The sequence below is a fragment of the Sphingomonas phyllosphaerae genome (assembly GCA_036946405.1).
In the GTDB taxonomy this organism is placed as follows: Bacteria; Pseudomonadota; Alphaproteobacteria; order Sphingomonadales; family Sphingomonadaceae; genus Sphingomonas; species Sphingomonas phyllosphaerae_D.
The window spans coordinates 442,197-458,274 of record JAQIJC010000001.1 but is presented as its reverse complement, the minus strand read 5'-3'; the positions used below and the strand labels follow the sequence as shown (position 1 = coordinate 458,274).

Below are 16,078 nucleotides of genomic sequence, written 5' to 3'. Positions count from 1 at the left end.
TGACGGATACGCGTCCGGCCGCGCCGCCCAGGATCAGTCCGGGGACGAGGGCGTTAGCCTTACCGCGCGACGCCGATCACCGCCGTCGCGGTGAAGCCGGTCGACGGGCTGCCGGTGATCGTCGGCGTCATCTGCGCGAGCTGGGCCGTCGTATTGTCGCCGAAGACGTTGTCGCTCGACAAGGCGACGCGCGCGAAGTTCGACTGGCTCGACGGATAGGTCGTCGTGTCGGCATAGGCGGTCGTACAGGTGCCGGCAGGCATCGCGAACTGGCTGGTCAGGATCGCATAGCGTCCGCCGAGCGCGTTCGAGAGCGTCGAGAACACCTCGAAATGCATGTGTGGCCAGCGTCCGTCGTAACAGGCCGGGAAGATCGTGGTGAAAGTGACCTGCCCGTTCGCGTCGGTGACCTGCACGCCGCGCAAATAGCTCTCGCCCGCCGCGCTGCCGTACAGCGAGTAATTGCCGCTGCGATCGCAATGCCACAGATACACCGCATAGCCGGCGAGCGGGGCGCAGGTGGCATTGACGTTCACGACGGTGATCGTGAAGGTCATCGCGATCCCGGTCGCGACGGTGGTGGTCGTGAGGAAGCTGGCGCGGATGTCCGAGCGGACGATGCCGGTGCTGGTCAGCACGTTGCTGGTCGAGCCCGCCGACGTGTTGGTGCCGTCGGCCGGATAGGGGCCGCCGGTTTCCTGCGGATCGGCGATGCAGGTGCCGGTCGCGGTGGTGCTGGTCGGCGTAGGGGTGGGCGTCGGGGTCGGGGTCGGGGTCGGGGTCGGCGTCGCGGTAATGGACGTCGTGGTGTCGGTGCTGGCGGCGTCGCTGCCGCCGCAGCCGGTGAGGAACGCGACCGTGCCGGCCCCCGCGAACCATTTGAGCGCGCGGCGGCGCGCCATCAGCGCGTCGATCCGCTGCAGGTCTTCGGCCAGGCTGTGGCCGTGCGAATGGTCGTGATCGGTCATGGTGGAGTGGCTCCCGCTTTGCTGCTGAGCCGTGTGGAGGCGCTTGCTCACGCCGATATGTCGGGGCGCTGCAAGCTTGTTGCAGCGTGTTGCAATGCCCTCAGTCTCCTATTTTCATCCCGCTCTAAGGAGGGGGGGAAGGGGGGATTTATGCCGACAGGGGCAGCACCACGCGCGCCTGCGCGCCCGTCGCGCCGTTGCCGAGCGTGACCGCGCCGCCGTGCGCGGTGGCGATTGTGCGGACGATCGCGAGCCCGAGCCCGGTGCCGCCGGTCATGCGGTTGCGCGACGGATCGCCGCGCACGAACGGCTGGAACAAGCGCTCGGCGAGCGCCGGATCGATGCCGGGCCCGACATCGTCGATCGTGATCGTCACCCGCCCGTCGTCGACCGTCCAGCCGACCGCCGCGCGCTCGCCGTAGCGCATCGCATTCTCGACCAGATTGGCGAACAGCCGGCGCAGCGCGCCGCTGTCGCCGCGCACGATCGCGCGCGGGCCGCCGGTCGATTCGACCGCGGCGCCGATGTCCTTGAGATCGTAGACGAGGCTGTCGATCAGACTGGCGAGATCGAGCCGCACCATCATCGTGGCGGCGGCGTCATCGCGCGCGAAGACGAGCGTCGCGCCGATCATCGCGCGCATCTCCTCGATGTCGGCGGCGGCCTTGGCGCGCGCCGCCTCGGGCAACCCCTCGACCCGGAAGGCGAGGCGGGCGAGCGGGGTGCCGAGGTCGTGCGCGATCCCGGCCAGCATCGCGGTGCGTGCCTCGGCATGGCTGGCGAGCCGGGCGTGCATCGTCGACACCGAACGCGCGAGGTCGCGGATTTCGCGCGAGCCGCCGGGCAGGTCGGGGAGCGGGGCACCGGTGCCAGCGCGATCGGCCGCCGCGGCGAGCAGGCGCAGCGGGCGGGTGATCGCGCGCGCCAGCCACCAGCCGGGGATCGACAGCAGCAGGATCGCCGCGAGCAGCGCCAGCAAGGTGCGGACGTGCCAGCGTGTCAGCCACGGCGGCTGCTGGCTGCGGACCACCCACCAGCCGCCGTCCTGCCGCCAGCCGAACGTCCAGTCGCCCGAGAACGCCTCGCCCTCGCTGCGTCCCGGCTGGGTGAAGGCGCGCACGTCGGCGACGGGGACGCGCAACGTGGCGGCGAGCCGTGCGGCGGCCTCGGCATTGGCGCGCTCATCCGGGCGTGGACGTGGGGGCGTCGCGAGTCGCTGACGTTGAAGTGGGGCCGGGCCGTGACGGAAGGCCCCGGGCGGCATCGGGCGATCGCCGCTGCCCGGTGGCATCCCGCCGAACCCGAACGGCGGGCGTTCGCCTTTCAGCGCGCGGGCGATGCCGGTCAGGCTGCGCGGCGGCTCGAACGGCGGCGGACCGGAAAAGGTGACCGCGAAGGAGATGACGGCGGTGACGAGCACCGACACCACCACCAGCACGAAGATCGGCCGGGCAAGCGGCCGGCGCCGCTCAACGCTGCGCGACATCGGCCGCGAACATATAGCCTTCGTTGCGGACGGTGCGGATCAGCTCGTCGCCGCCCCGCCCGTCGCTGCGCGCCAGCTTGCGGCGCAGGCGGCTGACCTGCACGTCGATCGCGCGATCGAAATGCTCGGCGAGCGGGCCGCGCGCGTGGTCGAGCAGGAAGTCGCGGGTCAGCACGCGGCGCGGATGGTCGACGAAGGTCATCAGCAGCCGGAACTCGCCGTCCGACAGGTTGATGATCACCTCGTCGGGATCGAGCAACTGTCGCCCGATCGGGTCGAGCCGCCAGCCTTGGAAATGCTGCCACGGGCGCACCACCGCACTCTGGCGGACGCCCGCCTCCGGCGCGGTCGCGGCGGCGCGGCGCAGGACCGAACGGATGCGGGCGAGCAGTTCGCGCGGGTTGGCGGGCTTGGCGATATAATCGTCGGCGCCCATCTCAAGCCCGACGATCCGGTCGACCTCCTCGCCGATCACCGACATGATGATGACCGCGGGCGGCGCGGACCGGTCGAGCCCGCGCAGCAGCGTCAGCCCGTCCTCGCCGGGCATCATGACGTCGAGCACCAGCAGCGCATAGTCGTTCGTCGCCATCGCGCGACGCATCGCCGCACCATCCTGGGCGACATCGACGACATAGCCGTGGCGCGTAAGGAAATCGGCGGTCAGCTCGCGGATGTCGGGGTCGTCGTCGACGATCAACAGGCGCGCGCTACGGTCCATCACGTCACCGGCGTCGAGGCAGGGGAGAAGCATGGATCGCGCATCGCCTGCCGACGTATCGTGCGCGTTTCATGGTTGCAACAAAGCGGGGCGGCGGAAGAAATCGCCGCCCCGTCAGGGGGATCAGAACGAGAAGCGGACGCCCGCGTCGTAACGGGGACCGAAGTTCTGGTAGGTCAGCAGCTGGTTGTCGAAGCGGCCTGTGGTGAAATACTTCGCGTTGAACAGGTTGGTGCCTTCGACGAACACCTGCACCGCCGGCGTGACGTTGACCGCGACGCTGCCGTCGAACTGGCCGTAATCGCGCACGAAGATCGGCTCGTTGCCCGAACCGCCCGCCAGCTGGCGCAGGAAGCGCTCGCGGCGGTTGTAGGCGATGCGCGCCGAGATGCCGTACTTTTCGTAGAACACCGTGCCGTTCTGCGAATTGCCGATGCCTTCCGCCGCGAACGACTGGTTGGTCTGGTTGACGTCGAAGTCGCGGTTGGTGCTGACGAAGGTCGCGTTCGCCTGCACGCCGAAGCCGCTCAGCACGCCGGGCAGCCAGTCGAACGTGTGGACCAGGTTCAGTTCGAGACCCTTGATCTCCAGCGACTCCGCGTTGCGCGGACGCCGCACGCTGAACTCGCCGAAGAATTGCCCACCGACCTGCGTGATCAGACCACCGGCCGGCAGCCGGACGCCCTGCGCGTTGCCGGCGTTGAGGATCGGCAGGCGTTCGATCGCGAAGCTCTGGACGATGAAGTCGCTGATCCTCTTGTAGAAGACCGCGGCGGACAACGTCGTCGTGCGCGTCGGATACCATTCGACCGACAGATCGGCGTTATTGGCGCGATACGGCTTCAGCTCGGTATTGCCGCCGCTGGCGCTCAGCGTCGCCGGGCGCAGCGTCTCGGTGTTGAAGGTCGGCGCCAGATCGCCGATCGCCGGGCGCGTCAGCGTTTGATAGGCCGCCACGCGCGCCTGCAACGTCGGAGTCAGGTTCAGGCGGACGTTCGCGTTGGGCAGGAAGTTGCTGTACGACGACTGACGCGACACCGGCAGACCTGACGTGCTGTTGAACACGCCGACATAGATCGTCGGGTCGGTCGGCGGGTTGCCGCCGGTCGGCGTCAGATCGACCAGCTGGCGCTGCTGCCCGAACGAACTAAGCTCGGTATATTCGTACCGCGCGCCGACGTTGACGAACAACGGCATGCTGCCGATGGTCGATTCAAAGTCCATGTCGGCATAGCTGGCGTAGACCGTTTCCTTGACCCGCGCCGACGGTTGCGGGGTCGCCGCATAGCCGTTGGCCCTTGCATAGCGCGCCGCGGTCGTGCCCGGCGCGAGCTTCTGCGCGGTGTCGAGCGCCGAGGTGGCGGCCGCGCTGGTCAGGAAGTTGAGGTAGGCGCGCGGATCGAAGGTCAGGAAGGTGAGCGGCACCGACCCGCTCTTCGCGCCGAGCGAGTTCATCGTGAACGACGACAGCAACGACGGATCGGCGAGCGTCGGATAGCCGCAATAGATGCAGCCGACGTCGTCCGCCGACGTGATGGGGACGTTGTTCTTGTCACGCGTGGTGCGCGCCAGACCGAAGCGGAACGCCTTGAGCACGCCATCCACCGGCTTGAACTCGTTGTTCCAGCGATATTCCGTCACCTTTTCGGTGATGTCGTTGCCGTTGACCCCCGCGATGTGCGTGCGGCCCAGCGCCGGGTTGGTCAGCACGCCCGCGCCATAGCCGGAGGTCGAGCCGATCCCGCCGTTCTCCGCCTCCTGGAAGCTATAGGTCGACGGCGAGCCGATCACGGCGAAATACGACTTGCCCCCACCGGCATTCTTCGCGCGCGACCACGTGGCGTCGAGCGTCATCTTGAACTGGTCGGACGGCTTCCATTCGACGTTGCCGCCGGCTTCCCATGTCGTCGTCTCGCGGATCGCGCCGGATGAGATGAAGTCGGCGTTGCCGTTCGTGGTGAGCGAGGTGATCGTGCGGTTCGAGTCGATTGTTGCCGCGGTGTAGCTCGACGGCTCGAACCAGCTGCCCAGCGCGCGCGTCGTCGAGTCGCTCTTGAACTTGTTGTACAGGCCGTCGACCGTGAAGGTCAGCGTGTCGCTGGCCTCATATTGCGCGACCAGCGTCGCGCCCAGGCGGGTGCGGGCATCGCGTGCATTGCCGACGTCCTGATTGCGGGGTGCGTAGACGTTGGTGAAGAGCGGGTTGCTGGTCGGTCCGACCGTCGTATTGGGCAAGTAGCCGCCGTTGCTGACCGAATCCACCGAGGCGATACGCTTCTGGTACGAGATCGAGCCGAGCAGGCCGAGCCGGCCGTCCGCGAACGTGTCGCTCAACAGCCCGAACAGCTGCGGCGTGAACTTCTCGCTGTTCTTCTCGTACAGCGCCTTGGCGGTGAAGATCCCCTTGAAGCCTCGCAGGTCGAGCGGGCGCGGCGTCTGGATGTTGATCGTCGCGCCGATACCGCCGCTCTGCAACGGCGCCTGGGCGCTCTTGTAGACCTGCGCGCCGCTGATGAGCTCGGCCGGGATCAGGTCGAACGAGAAGGAGCGGTTAAAGTTGTCCGAGGCAAAGCTGCGGCCGTTGAACAGCACGGTGTTGAACTGCGGACCCAGCCCGCGGACGGTGACCGACTGCCCTTCGCCGTTGTTCCGGTCGATCGCGACGCCGGGAATGCGCTGCAACGATTCGGCGACGTTGGCGTCGGGGAACTTGCCGAGGTCTTCGGACGAGATCGCGTCGAGGATACCCGACGAGTCGCGCTTCTGCGCGGCCGACGATGCGATGCTGGCGCGGATGCCGGTGACCACGATGTCGTCTGCGGCCGGATCGCTCAACGTCGCGATGCCGGTTCCCTGAGGGGGTACGCTTTCCTGCGCCAAGGCCGGCGTCGCGACGATCAACGCGCCGATGGCGCAGCCCATCCCTGTCGTGATATGCCGCAAGCCGCGCACATGCCGGTGCCGTGACATCATCCTCATCCTCCCATCGCCCCGCCTTGCATCTGCGGGTTTCCGGGGAAAATTCTAATAATATTATCAGATACTTGCAACATAGATAACAAACGATTACACGCCTGCGGCGTGAGGGACACGGGCACCATCGTCGTCGGCGCCGAGCGCTTGGTTCAACGAATCATAGTCGTCGGGGGCGGCTCGGCCGGGTGGATCTCGGCCTGTCGGCTGGCGGCGGCGGCACGGCGGAGCGGGAGCGGCGTCAGCGTGACGCTCGTCGAATCAGCGCAGGTGCCGACCGTCGGCGTCGGTGAGGGTACCTGGCCGACGATGCGCAACACGCTCGCCAAGATCGGGCTGTCGGAAACCGCGTTCGTGCGCGGCTGCGATGCCGCGTTCAAACAGGGCGCGCGTTTCGTCGGCTGGGCCGACGGCGGTCCGGACGACGCCTATTACCACCCGCTCAACCCGCCGGCGGGCGCGACCGAGATCGACCTGGCACCTTATTGGCAGCGGCAGCCAGGCGGCGCCGACTTCGCCGAGTGGGTCGATTTCCAGGCGACACTGTGCGACGCCGGGCGCGCGCCCAAGGCGATCACCATGCCCGAATATGCCGGGCAGGCGAATTACGCCTACCACCTCGATGCCGGCAAGTTCGCCACCCTGTTGCACGACCATGCCACCACCGCGCTGGGCGTCACGCATGTCGTCGGCGATATCGTGCGCGCCGAGATGGCGGACAATGGCGACATCGCGGGCGTGGTGCTGGCCGACGGGCGGACGATCGCGGGCGATCTATTCGTCGACTGCTCCGGTTTCGCCGCCTTGCTGATCGGGGGCGTCTATGACGTGCCGTTCCGCTCCTGCCGCGACGTGATGTTCGCCGATCGTGCGGTGGCGATGCAGGTGCCGTATGACGATCCCGACGATCCCGTCACCTGCCACACCGTCGCCACGGCACAGTCCGCAGGCTGGATCTGGGATATCGGATTGTGGACGCGCCGCGGGATCGGCCATGTCTATAGCAGCGCGCACCAGAGCGACGATGCCGCGGAGGCGACGTTGCGTCGCTACATCGGGCCGGCGGCGGAGAAATTGTCGGCGCGCGTATTGCGGATCGAGGCGGGGCATCGCGAACGTTTCTGGCAGAACAATTGCGTCGCGGTCGGGCTGTCGGCGGGGTTCGTCGAGCCGCTGGAGGCGTCGGCATTGATGCTGATCGAGGCGTCGATGGACGCGATCGCCGATCGCCTGCCGCGCACGCGCGGCGCGATCGACACTGCCGCGCGCCAGTTCAACGCCGCCTTCACGCATCATTGGGCGCGGATCGTCGAATTCCTGAAGCTGCATTATGCGATCACGCGGCGCACCGACGGCGCGTTCTGGCGTGACCATGCCGATCCGGCGACCTGGCCCGACGGGCTGGCGGAGCGGCTGGCGCTGTGGCGCGATCATCCGCCCGCGCCGCAGGATTTCGATCATGCGCGTGAGGTGTTCGGCTGGCCGAGCTACCAATATGTGCTGCACGGGATGAATTATCCGACCCGCTATGCGCGCCCGGACGCGGCTCCCGAGACGGCGCTGGTGCAACGCTGGATCTCGCGCAACGAGCGATTGCGCGCCGATGCGATGCAACGGCTGCCCCAGCATCGCGACTTGTTGCGGGCGGTGCGCGAACACGGGATGCAGGCAGTATGATGCGCTTGCGGGCGCTCGACCCTGCGCGCCACGGCGCGTTGCGGCTCGACCGGCGGCGCGGCGCGGCGCAGCGGCGGTTGGTGCCGGTCGGTCGCGGGGAGATCGCGCTGCTGGCGGCGGACATGCCGCTGCTGTTCGCCAAGGACGCACAGACCGGGCGCTTCGAGCTGGTCGCGCTGGTCGGGCTGATCGAGCCCGTCAACCTCTTCGTCTCGACCGCCGGCTATCACGCCACGAGTCAGCCGCGGGCGGCCGGGCTGACCGCGCTGCGGCTCGACGCAGCGGGTGCGGAGGGGCTGGCGGTCGACGAGGCGGACGGGTCGCTGGGCGATGTCGGCGAGCCGCTGTTCGCGGGCGATGGCGCCGCGGCGTGGCGCAGCGCGCTGGAGACGACGCTCGCCGACATCGCCGCAGGGCGAGCGCTGGCGGAAAGCTATGCACGTCGTGCGCTGCTCCGGCCGTTGTCGGTGACGCTGGCGCTGGTGGATGAGCAGGACCATGCGCTGGATGGTCTGTACGGGATCGCGGAGGAGCCGCTGTCCGAGCTGGCAGATGCCGAGGTGGTGGCGATGCACCGCGCCGACGAGCTTGCGCCGGCCGCGGTGATGACCGCTTCCCTCGCGCAGATGGAACGGTTGCGGCAATTGCACAACGCGCGCTTCACGTCGCAGATCGCGGCGATCCGGATGGCGATCATCGACTGAGCGGCTTCGATTGCGACGCGCTGTCCGGTCCCGGCCAGGTGCGAGGTCCTGAAGCCGACGATCTATGCTAGGGCAAGGTCGATGACGCAGGACGATCCGATGACAGCGCCGCGGCGCATTCGACAGGTCGTCATCCTGGGCGGAGGCACCGCCGGATGGATGACCGCCGCCGGGCTGAACGCGGCGTTCGGCGATACGCTGTCGATCCGGCTGCTCGAGTCCGATGCGATCGGGACCGTCGGCGTCGGCGAAGCGACGATCCCGACGATTCATTGGTTCAACCAGTTGATCGGGCTGGACGAAGCAGCGTTCGTCGCCGCGACGCAGGCGAGCTATAAACTCGGGATTGAGTTCGTCGACTGGGCGCGGCCGGGTTCGCGCTATTTCCACCCGTTCGGGCGGTTCGGGGTCGATCTGGGAGCCGTACCCTTCCATCAGCATTGGCTGCGCGCGCGCGCCGAGGGGCTGACGACCCCCTTGTCGGCCTTTTCGCTGGCCGCGCAACTGGCGGCGGCGGGGCGGTTCGCCAAGCCGGTCGACGATGCGCGCTCGATCCTTTCGACGCTCGGGTACGCCTATCATTTCGACGCGTCGCTGTACGCGCGGCATCTGCGGACGATCGCGGAAGCGCGTGGGGTGGTGCGACACGAAGGGATCGCGCGTGATGTCGAGCGCGACGCGGCCACGGGCTTCGTGACCGCCATCGCCACCGATCGCGGCGAGCGGCTGGAGGGGGAGCTGTTCATCGACTGCTCGGGCTTCCGCGCGCTGCTGATCGGCGGCGCGATGGGCGCTCCCTTCGAGGATTGGTCGCACTGGCTGCCATGCGACCGGGCGGTGGCGGTGCCATGCACGCGGGCGGCGACGACGACGCCGTTCACCCGCTCGACGTTGCGCGCCGCCGGATGGCAATGGCGCATCCCGCTCCAGCATCGCACCGGCAACGGCTATGTCTACGCCAGCGCGCATCTGGGCGACGACGAGGCGGCGGCGACGTTGCTCGCTAATCTGGATGGCGACGCACTCGGCGAGCCGCGTTTCCTGCGCTTCACCGCCGGGTTCCGGCGCGAGGCGTGGCGCGGCAACGTGGTCGGCATCGGGCTGGCGGCGGGGTTTCTCGAGCCACTCGAGTCCACCAGCATCCACCTGATCCAGAGCGGGATCGCCAAGCTCATCACGCTGTTTCCCGATGCGGAGTGCGATCCGGCGCTGGCTGCGCGCTTCAATATGTTGTTCGGGCGCGACATGGACGGGATCCGCGACTTCCTGATCCTGCATTATCACGCCACCGCCGGGCATGACGCGCCGCTGTGGCGCGCGGCACGGGCGATGACGCTGCCCGACACGCTGGTCCAGAAAGAAGCGCAGTATCGACGCAGCGGCCGGTTGATGCTGGATGCCGACGAGCTGTTCCGCGAAGCGAGCTGGCTGGCGGTGCTGGAGGGGCAGGGCGTGCACGCGATCGCGCATGCGCCGCTTGCCGACACACTCGACGCCGCGACCAACCGCCGGCAGCTCGATCAGATCGCGGGGGTGATCGCGCGCGCGGTGCCGACGCTGCCGCTCCACGATGCGGTACTGGCGACGCGATGACGCGCCGCGTCAGCGTCCACCGTGTCGGATCGGAGGGCGAGCCGGTCGCGATCATCGACGGGTTCGCGGACGATCCAGCCGCGTGGCGCCGCGATGCGGGTCGGCAGGATTTCGCGCCGGCCGGGCGGCACTATCCGGGCATCGCCGCCGCCGTGCCCGACGACTATCTCCGGCAGCACGGCGCGTTGATCGCGCGGGTGGCGCGGGAGGTGTTCGGTGCCGCGCGCCTGTCGGTGCTGGAGGCGCGGTTCTCGATCGTGACCACGCCGCCGGCCGCGCTGACCATCGAGCAGCGGGTGCCGCACGTCGACGCCTTCGAGCCGGACCGGCTGGCGTTGATCCACTATCTCGTCCCGGAAGGAACCGATGGCACCGGCTTCTACCGCCATCGCACGACCGGGTTCGAGACGGTCGGCCCGGCCCGCCGCGAGGCCTATTTCGCCGCCTTGCGCCGCGACATCGCCACCGCCCCGCCGCCGGCGGCCTATGTCGCGGGCGACACGCCGCTGTTCGAGCAGCTCGCCTGCTGGCCCGGCGGCTACAATCGCGCCTTGCTCTATCGCAGCCGGCTGCTCCATTCCGGCGCGATCCCGGCGGGGGCGGTGCTGCCGGCGGACCCGGCCACCGGACGACTGACGGTTACCGGCTTCTTCGCGGCGGAATGAGGATCGTCGGGGCGCTCTACCGCGCCTTCGGCGGCTGGACCGCGAGATAGACGGTGCTCCACAATTGCGCGGCGTTCGACTCGTCGACGTCGGACTTGCCGGCGCCGAACGCGACGATCCGGTATCCGCCATCCCGGTACGCCCACGACCAAAGCTCGGAACCGCGGATCGTCTTGCCTGCGCCGATCGCGCGCCACAGCGCCGCTTGCGCGTTCCGCAGCCGCGTGCGCGTCGATGGCGGCAGGTCGTCGCGCGCGAGCTGTCGCGCCAGACCGGCCGCCAGCAACGCCTGCTGCCACGACCAGACCACCGCACCATGATAGGCGGCGGGGGTGAAGCGCGCCTGCGCTGCGGCATCGGCAAAGGCCGGGTTGGCGACGAGCAGCCCGATATCGGTCATCAACCCGGCCGGGAACGGTCGCATGATCGCCCCGACATAGGTATCGAGGTCCTCGGCGCCCGGGCGTCCGAACAACAGAGCGAATCCTTCGTCCGAGTTGACGATCTTCACCGGCGTGCCGTCGCGGTCGAGCGACAATGCGTGAAAGACGACCGGCGCGTCCCCGATCGCGGCCAGCGCCGGTGCGGCAGGTACGCCCAGCGTCCCGGCATAGCGGCGCACGTCGTCGATCGCGGTGGCGGCGGGAACGGTGACGCGGAACAGCGGCGGTGCGCGCTTCTGCCACACCTGCGCGATCGTGCCCGCCGCACCGAAGGCACGCCGGTCCGCGGCGGTGAGATACGGATCGAGCAATCCGGCGCGCAGCAAGCGGTCGGTGGCGGCGACCGCGGCGGGGACCAGCGCGGCGTTGACGTCATAGGCGTAGACGCCACGCCCCAGCCCTTCTTCGCTGTCGCGCCACTCGCCGGTCATGCGCCCCGGCTTGATCGCGACGAGATGGCGTGGCGATGGCGCGTCCGCGAAGGGTTTGGCTTGCGAGAGCACGAACCGCAGGTTGCGGACCAGCGCGGCACCGGTCGCCTCCCGCTGCCTGGGAACACTCTCGCTGACGATCGGGGTCGCGAGATAGGCGGTCGCCCGCGGTGCGCCTGCACCGAGCAGATAATCGGCGGCGACCGGCGCGAGCATGTAATCGTCGTCGACCATGCCGTAGTCGAGTTCGGCGGCGTCACCGTCGCGCCCGGCCTTGCGGTTGGCGACGATCGCATATTCGCCGATCCCTTCCTCATGGGCCACCTCGCCCCCCGGCGAGAGGCGCGCGATGACCGCATCGAGACCGGCTTCGATCGCGACCGGACGCAATGCCGGCATCAGCAATCGCACCGACATCAACGTATCGCGCCCGAAATAGGTGTCGAAGCGCCACGAGCCGGCAAGGAACTTCTCGCGATAGCTGAGGAAGGCGAGGGCCTGTCGCGCTGCGGGATCGGCGGCGGCACGATCGTTGAGCAGCTGACCGACCGGGATCGGGGTCAGCGCCCGCTCGCCGGTCAGCGCGGTGATCGCGAGCCGGATGCGTCCGGCGCGATCCGCGACGATCGCCCCGCGCTCGATCCGCCCGGCAAGGACGCGCAACGACAATTCGTACCCCGGCGCACCGTCGAGGCGCTGGCGTCGCCATGTCATCGTGTCGCCGCTGACGATCGGATCGGTCGCCAGCTCGCGCGGGAACGTGCCGACCGCCTGATAGTCGCGGAGGAACCGGATATTCGACAGCACTGCCTGCCGCGGCTCCAGCCGCAGTGCGGTGACGCTCGCGATCGCGGTGACGCCGTTGAACGCGCCGCGCGTCAGCGGCTGCGGCGGCTGGTCGAGCCGCCACGTCACCGCGGTGGCCGTCTGTCCGAACCACAGGCCGACGCCGCTGTTACCGGCGGGGAAGCCGACCAGGATGCGCGGCTGCGTACCGTTGCGCAGCAGCAGGTGCGCGGCGACCGGCCCCGCCCGCACGAAGGCGTTGAGGTTCTCGCCTTCGGTCAGCCGATAGGCGAGTTCGGGGCGCGTGCTCGCCGGGCCTGCCGCGCCGACCAGCAGCGCGGAAGCCACGATCAGTGCCGTACGCGTGCGCTTGTTCATCCTGACTCTCCGTCACGCAAGAGGGGGGCGGGTACCGCTACGCCCGCCGCCCCTGACACCGGTATAGCAGCGGTCAGAACCGGACCGTCAGCGATCCCCCATAGGTCGTGCCCGGAATCCCGCGAGCGTAGAAATAGCCATCGGTGATCGCCTGCGTCTGGCCCTGCCGCGGATTGCCTTCGGTCAGGCCGATGACGTTGAAGATGTTGTCGGCATTGAAATTGGCCTGGATATGGTCGTTGACGTTCACGGTGATGCCCGCGCTGGTCACGCCATAGCTGGGCAGCGCGACGCCGTTGCCCGCATCGGCAAAGATGCGACCGATGTACTTGTAGCGACCGTAGATCTCGCCGAGCCCGTTGGGCAGCTTGATCGCCGGGGTAACGGTGAACAGCCGTGCGGGGGTACGCTCGGGGCGGTTGCCTTCGTAGCCAGCGCCCTGGCTGACACCGTCGAGCTGCAGGTCGAGCAATTTGGGCTGCTGCAGCACGCCCTGCAGATCGACCGAGAACCAGGTGATCGGCCGGATAGCGAGATCCAGCTCGATCCCGCGCGTGCGCAGGTCGGCGTTGATGTTCTGCTGCTGTGACGGATTTTGCGGATTGGCGAAATTGTAGTTCTGATTGCGGAAGTTGGTCTGGAACACCGTCGCCGAGCCGCTGATGACATTGCCCTGTTGGTAGCGGATGCCGGCCTCGTACAGCTCGATCGTCGTGATCGGATCGATGTTGTTGGTCTGGAAGCCGTCGGCGTAGCGCGCATAGACCGCGAAATGCGGCGTGAATTGATAGTTCGCGCCGACCGTATAGGCCGCCTTCGACTGCGTACGCCGCCCGAAGCGATCGGTCCGGCTGGGGTTGGCGGGCGCATAGAGGCCGTTGAACGACGAGCCGACGTCACGCACGACGCCGACGACGCCTGGCTGCACCGCCTGATTGACGGCGAGCGACTGCCCGTCGAGCGCGGTCGCGGTGTCGCTTTCCCAGCGGATGCCGCCGTCGATGCGCAGGTCGCCGATCGCCAGCTCATCGTTGAGGTAGAGCGAGACCGCAGAATCCTTGCGCTTGCGGATTCCCGCGCCCCAATCGCCATAAGAGACGAGGCCGTTGTCCGTCAGCGTGCCGATCACCCCGTTGGCGCTATCGAGCGCGACGATATCGTAGATGTCGCTGTTGCTGCGGACGTCGTTGACGACGCTGGCGGTCGCCGACTGGTCCTGGTTGCGCGTGACGTCGTAATACATCGCACCGACGGTCAGCGAGTTCTTGAACCCCCCGCCCTCGTAATCCCACGTGCCGCCGACGTTGATGCCGTAATCCTTGCCGTCGACGCGGTCGTGGTTGAGCGTCGTGCGTTGCAGGAAGCCGTTGCCGTTGAGCGCGTTGAGTTCGGCGGTCTGGTTGGCGCCCAGTACCGTGCCCGTGCGCAGGTTGCGGATGCCGAAGCGCGCCGCGGTCGGGAAGGCCGCGCTGCCGAGCGTCAGCAGCCCGTTGATCGGTGAATTGTTGCCCGGCGTAAGGTAGTTGACCGCGCTGGTCAGCCCGGCGTTGCCCGTCCCCGAGCCGGGGAACAGGCCGTTGAAGTCGTACGAATATTTGATGTAGCGGCTGTGCAGGAACAGGCGCACGCTGTCACTGACCGGCGCCTCCATGTCGATGCGCGCCTCGGCATTCTTCGAGGTGATGCCGTCCTCGTAGCGGAACGGGCGGAAGCCGCGCGGGTGGGCGAAGGTCGAAACCGGCACCTGGATGTTACGGAACGCATCGCCACCGACGTTGCCGAACTGCGTGTCGAGGCTCGGAACGCCGCCGGGCTTGCCGTTCGAATAGCGATATGGCTGGTCGGCATAATAAGCATTCTCCAGATTGCCGTATTTGGCCGACAAGCGGATGTAGCCCCCGGCGTCCGGCCGATATTCCAGCATCCCCTTCACACGTCCGCCCTTATAGTCGAACGGATTGTCGCGAATGCCGGGGCTGGACTGATAATAGCCGCCGACGCTGAAAGCGAGCCTGTCGGTGAGCGGGGCGGACAGATAGAGATCGCCGCGCTTCATGCCGTAGTTATAATAGGTCGCGCGGCCGATCGCTTCGATGCGGTCAAAGTTCGGCTTCTTCGACACGAAGTTGATCGTCGCGCCGGCACCGTTTACGGTCAGCACGCCCGACGAACCGCCCTTCACCGCCTCCAGTCGATCGATGGTCAGATCCTGGTCGAAGAAGAAGTCCGCGCCGCCGCCGCCGTACAGGATCGGCATCCCGTCTTCCTGCAACTGCACGAAGCGCTGACCGCCGCCCTGCAAGCCGCGCACCGAGTAATTGTTCGAGACCGCGCCGGCAGTGCCTTCGACGAAGATGCCGGGCACCAGTTCGAGCATTTCGGCGGTCGACCGCGGCGCCTTGCGGTCGATCAGGTCGCGCGAGGCGAGCGTGATGTCGGCGGAGGCGGTAATCAGCGGACGGTTGCGGGTGGTCTGCCCGGTGACGATGATATCGGGGCCGGGTTCGTCGCCGGTGACGCCGTTGCCTTGCTGCGGATCGCCCTGTTGCTGCTCGGGGGCAGTGGCGGTTTGTGCATAGGCGGGTAGTGACAGGGTTGCGCAACCAGCCAACAGCAAAGCGCGGAGCGCGCGGCGATCAGACATAATACTCTCCCCAGTCACGCCGCCCGTTGCAAGGACGACATGGGGGTAGTTACTATAGATTGTCCGCGTCGGGGCCAATGGGCCGACGCTGTCGTCCTTCAAATTGAACGGCAGAGTGATAAAATGGCAACTGCTCACGCGGCCTGAAAGAGACAGGGTCGATGACGTATGGGCTTATGTCGATGAATCGTAAGCTGTTTTTATCGGCTTGGCCGACGATATCGAGGAAACGCGGGCGTGCTGCTTGTAACGATCTGCCGCCATGGCCACTGCTTCTTCGGCCAGTATTCGGTGTGAGCGTTATGATGGACGTTTGTTCTGCCGAGGCGCGCTTCGCGCCCTTATCACTCGAGACTCCATGACGGTCGTAGCGGCCTGATTGTCAGAGCGACCGGCAGCGAGGATCGGTTGCGCGCCTTGAGGGCGGGGTGCCGTCTTCCGCGTTATTTTCATGCCCCGGATGCAAGTATCCGCGCCGATCCAGGCAGGGTGCGACGGTGCGCGGTGCGTTCGATCGGCTCTCCATGAACAAAGCGCCCGCACGCGACGTTTCTGCCCGATGCCGTCTCTATCAAGGGACGATATTCGCGTGAAAGGATGTCGCTGGTC

At 67.7% G+C, this 16,078-nt stretch carries 10 protein-coding genes; 4 read left to right on the top strand and 6 right to left on the bottom strand.

Translation table 11 applies throughout. The features are described 5' to 3' along the window. Positions 1 to 59: 59 nt before the first annotated feature. From PGN12_02005 to PGN12_01990, 4 genes are all read right to left on the bottom strand, one after another. Positions 60 to 968, bottom strand: a complete 909-nt coding sequence (locus PGN12_02005; GenBank protein ID MEH3102665.1) for an intradiol ring-cleavage dioxygenase — start codon at positions 966 to 968, stop codon at positions 60 to 62. Positions 969 to 1,116: 148 nt separating this feature from the next. Beyond that, positions 1,117 to 2,454, bottom strand: a complete 1,338-nt coding sequence (locus PGN12_02000; protein ID MEH3102664.1) for an ATP-binding protein — start codon at positions 2,452 to 2,454, stop codon at positions 1,117 to 1,119. Further along, a complete protein-coding gene (locus PGN12_01995; GenBank protein ID MEH3102663.1) occupies positions 2,438 to 3,208 on the bottom strand; it encodes a response regulator in 771 nt (256 codons plus the stop codon). Before PGN12_01995 ends, PGN12_02000 begins: the two co-directional genes overlap by 17 nt. A gap of 90 nt (positions 3,209 to 3,298) precedes the next feature. Further along, entirely contained in the window at positions 3,299 to 6,148 is a 2,850-nt protein-coding gene (locus tag PGN12_01990) for a TonB-dependent receptor (protein MEH3102662.1), read from the bottom strand. A 108-nt stretch (positions 6,149 to 6,256) separates the two neighbouring features. On the opposite strand from PGN12_01990, the gene PGN12_01985 reads away from it, so the two are divergent. From PGN12_01985 to PGN12_01970, 4 genes are all read left to right on the top strand, one after another. Then, the gene (locus PGN12_01985) at positions 6,257 to 7,825 is read left to right on the top strand and encodes a tryptophan 7-halogenase (protein ID MEH3102661.1); all 1,569 of its coding nucleotides are present in this window, start codon (positions 6,257 to 6,259) and stop codon (positions 7,823 to 7,825) included. Next, positions 7,822 to 8,529, top strand: coding sequence for a SapC family protein (locus PGN12_01980; protein MEH3102660.1), 708 nt, complete (start codon positions 7,822 to 7,824; stop codon positions 8,527 to 8,529). The genes PGN12_01985 and PGN12_01980 overlap by 4 nt, the downstream gene beginning before the upstream one ends. An 81-nt stretch (positions 8,530 to 8,610) precedes the next feature. Further along, positions 8,611 to 10,122, top strand: coding sequence for a tryptophan 7-halogenase (locus PGN12_01975; GenBank protein MEH3102659.1), 1,512 nt, complete (start codon positions 8,611 to 8,613; stop codon positions 10,120 to 10,122). Next, positions 10,119 to 10,787, top strand: coding sequence for a DUF6445 family protein (locus tag PGN12_01970; protein MEH3102658.1), 669 nt, complete (start codon positions 10,119 to 10,121; stop codon positions 10,785 to 10,787). Before PGN12_01975 ends, PGN12_01970 begins: the two co-directional genes overlap by 4 nt. Before the next feature lie 16 nt (positions 10,788 to 10,803). On the opposite strand, the gene PGN12_01965 is transcribed toward PGN12_01970, so the two are convergent. Together PGN12_01965 and PGN12_01960 are read right to left on the bottom strand one after the other, a co-directional pair. Beyond that, positions 10,804 to 12,825, bottom strand: coding sequence for a hypothetical protein (locus tag PGN12_01965; GenBank protein ID MEH3102657.1), 2,022 nt, complete (start codon positions 12,823 to 12,825; stop codon positions 10,804 to 10,806). A 73-nt stretch (positions 12,826 to 12,898) separates the two neighbouring features. After that, the gene (locus PGN12_01960) at positions 12,899 to 15,469 is read right to left on the bottom strand and encodes a TonB-dependent receptor (GenBank protein ID MEH3102656.1); all 2,571 of its coding nucleotides are present in this window, start codon (positions 15,467 to 15,469) and stop codon (positions 12,899 to 12,901) included. Positions 15,470 to 16,078 lie beyond the last annotated feature (609 nt).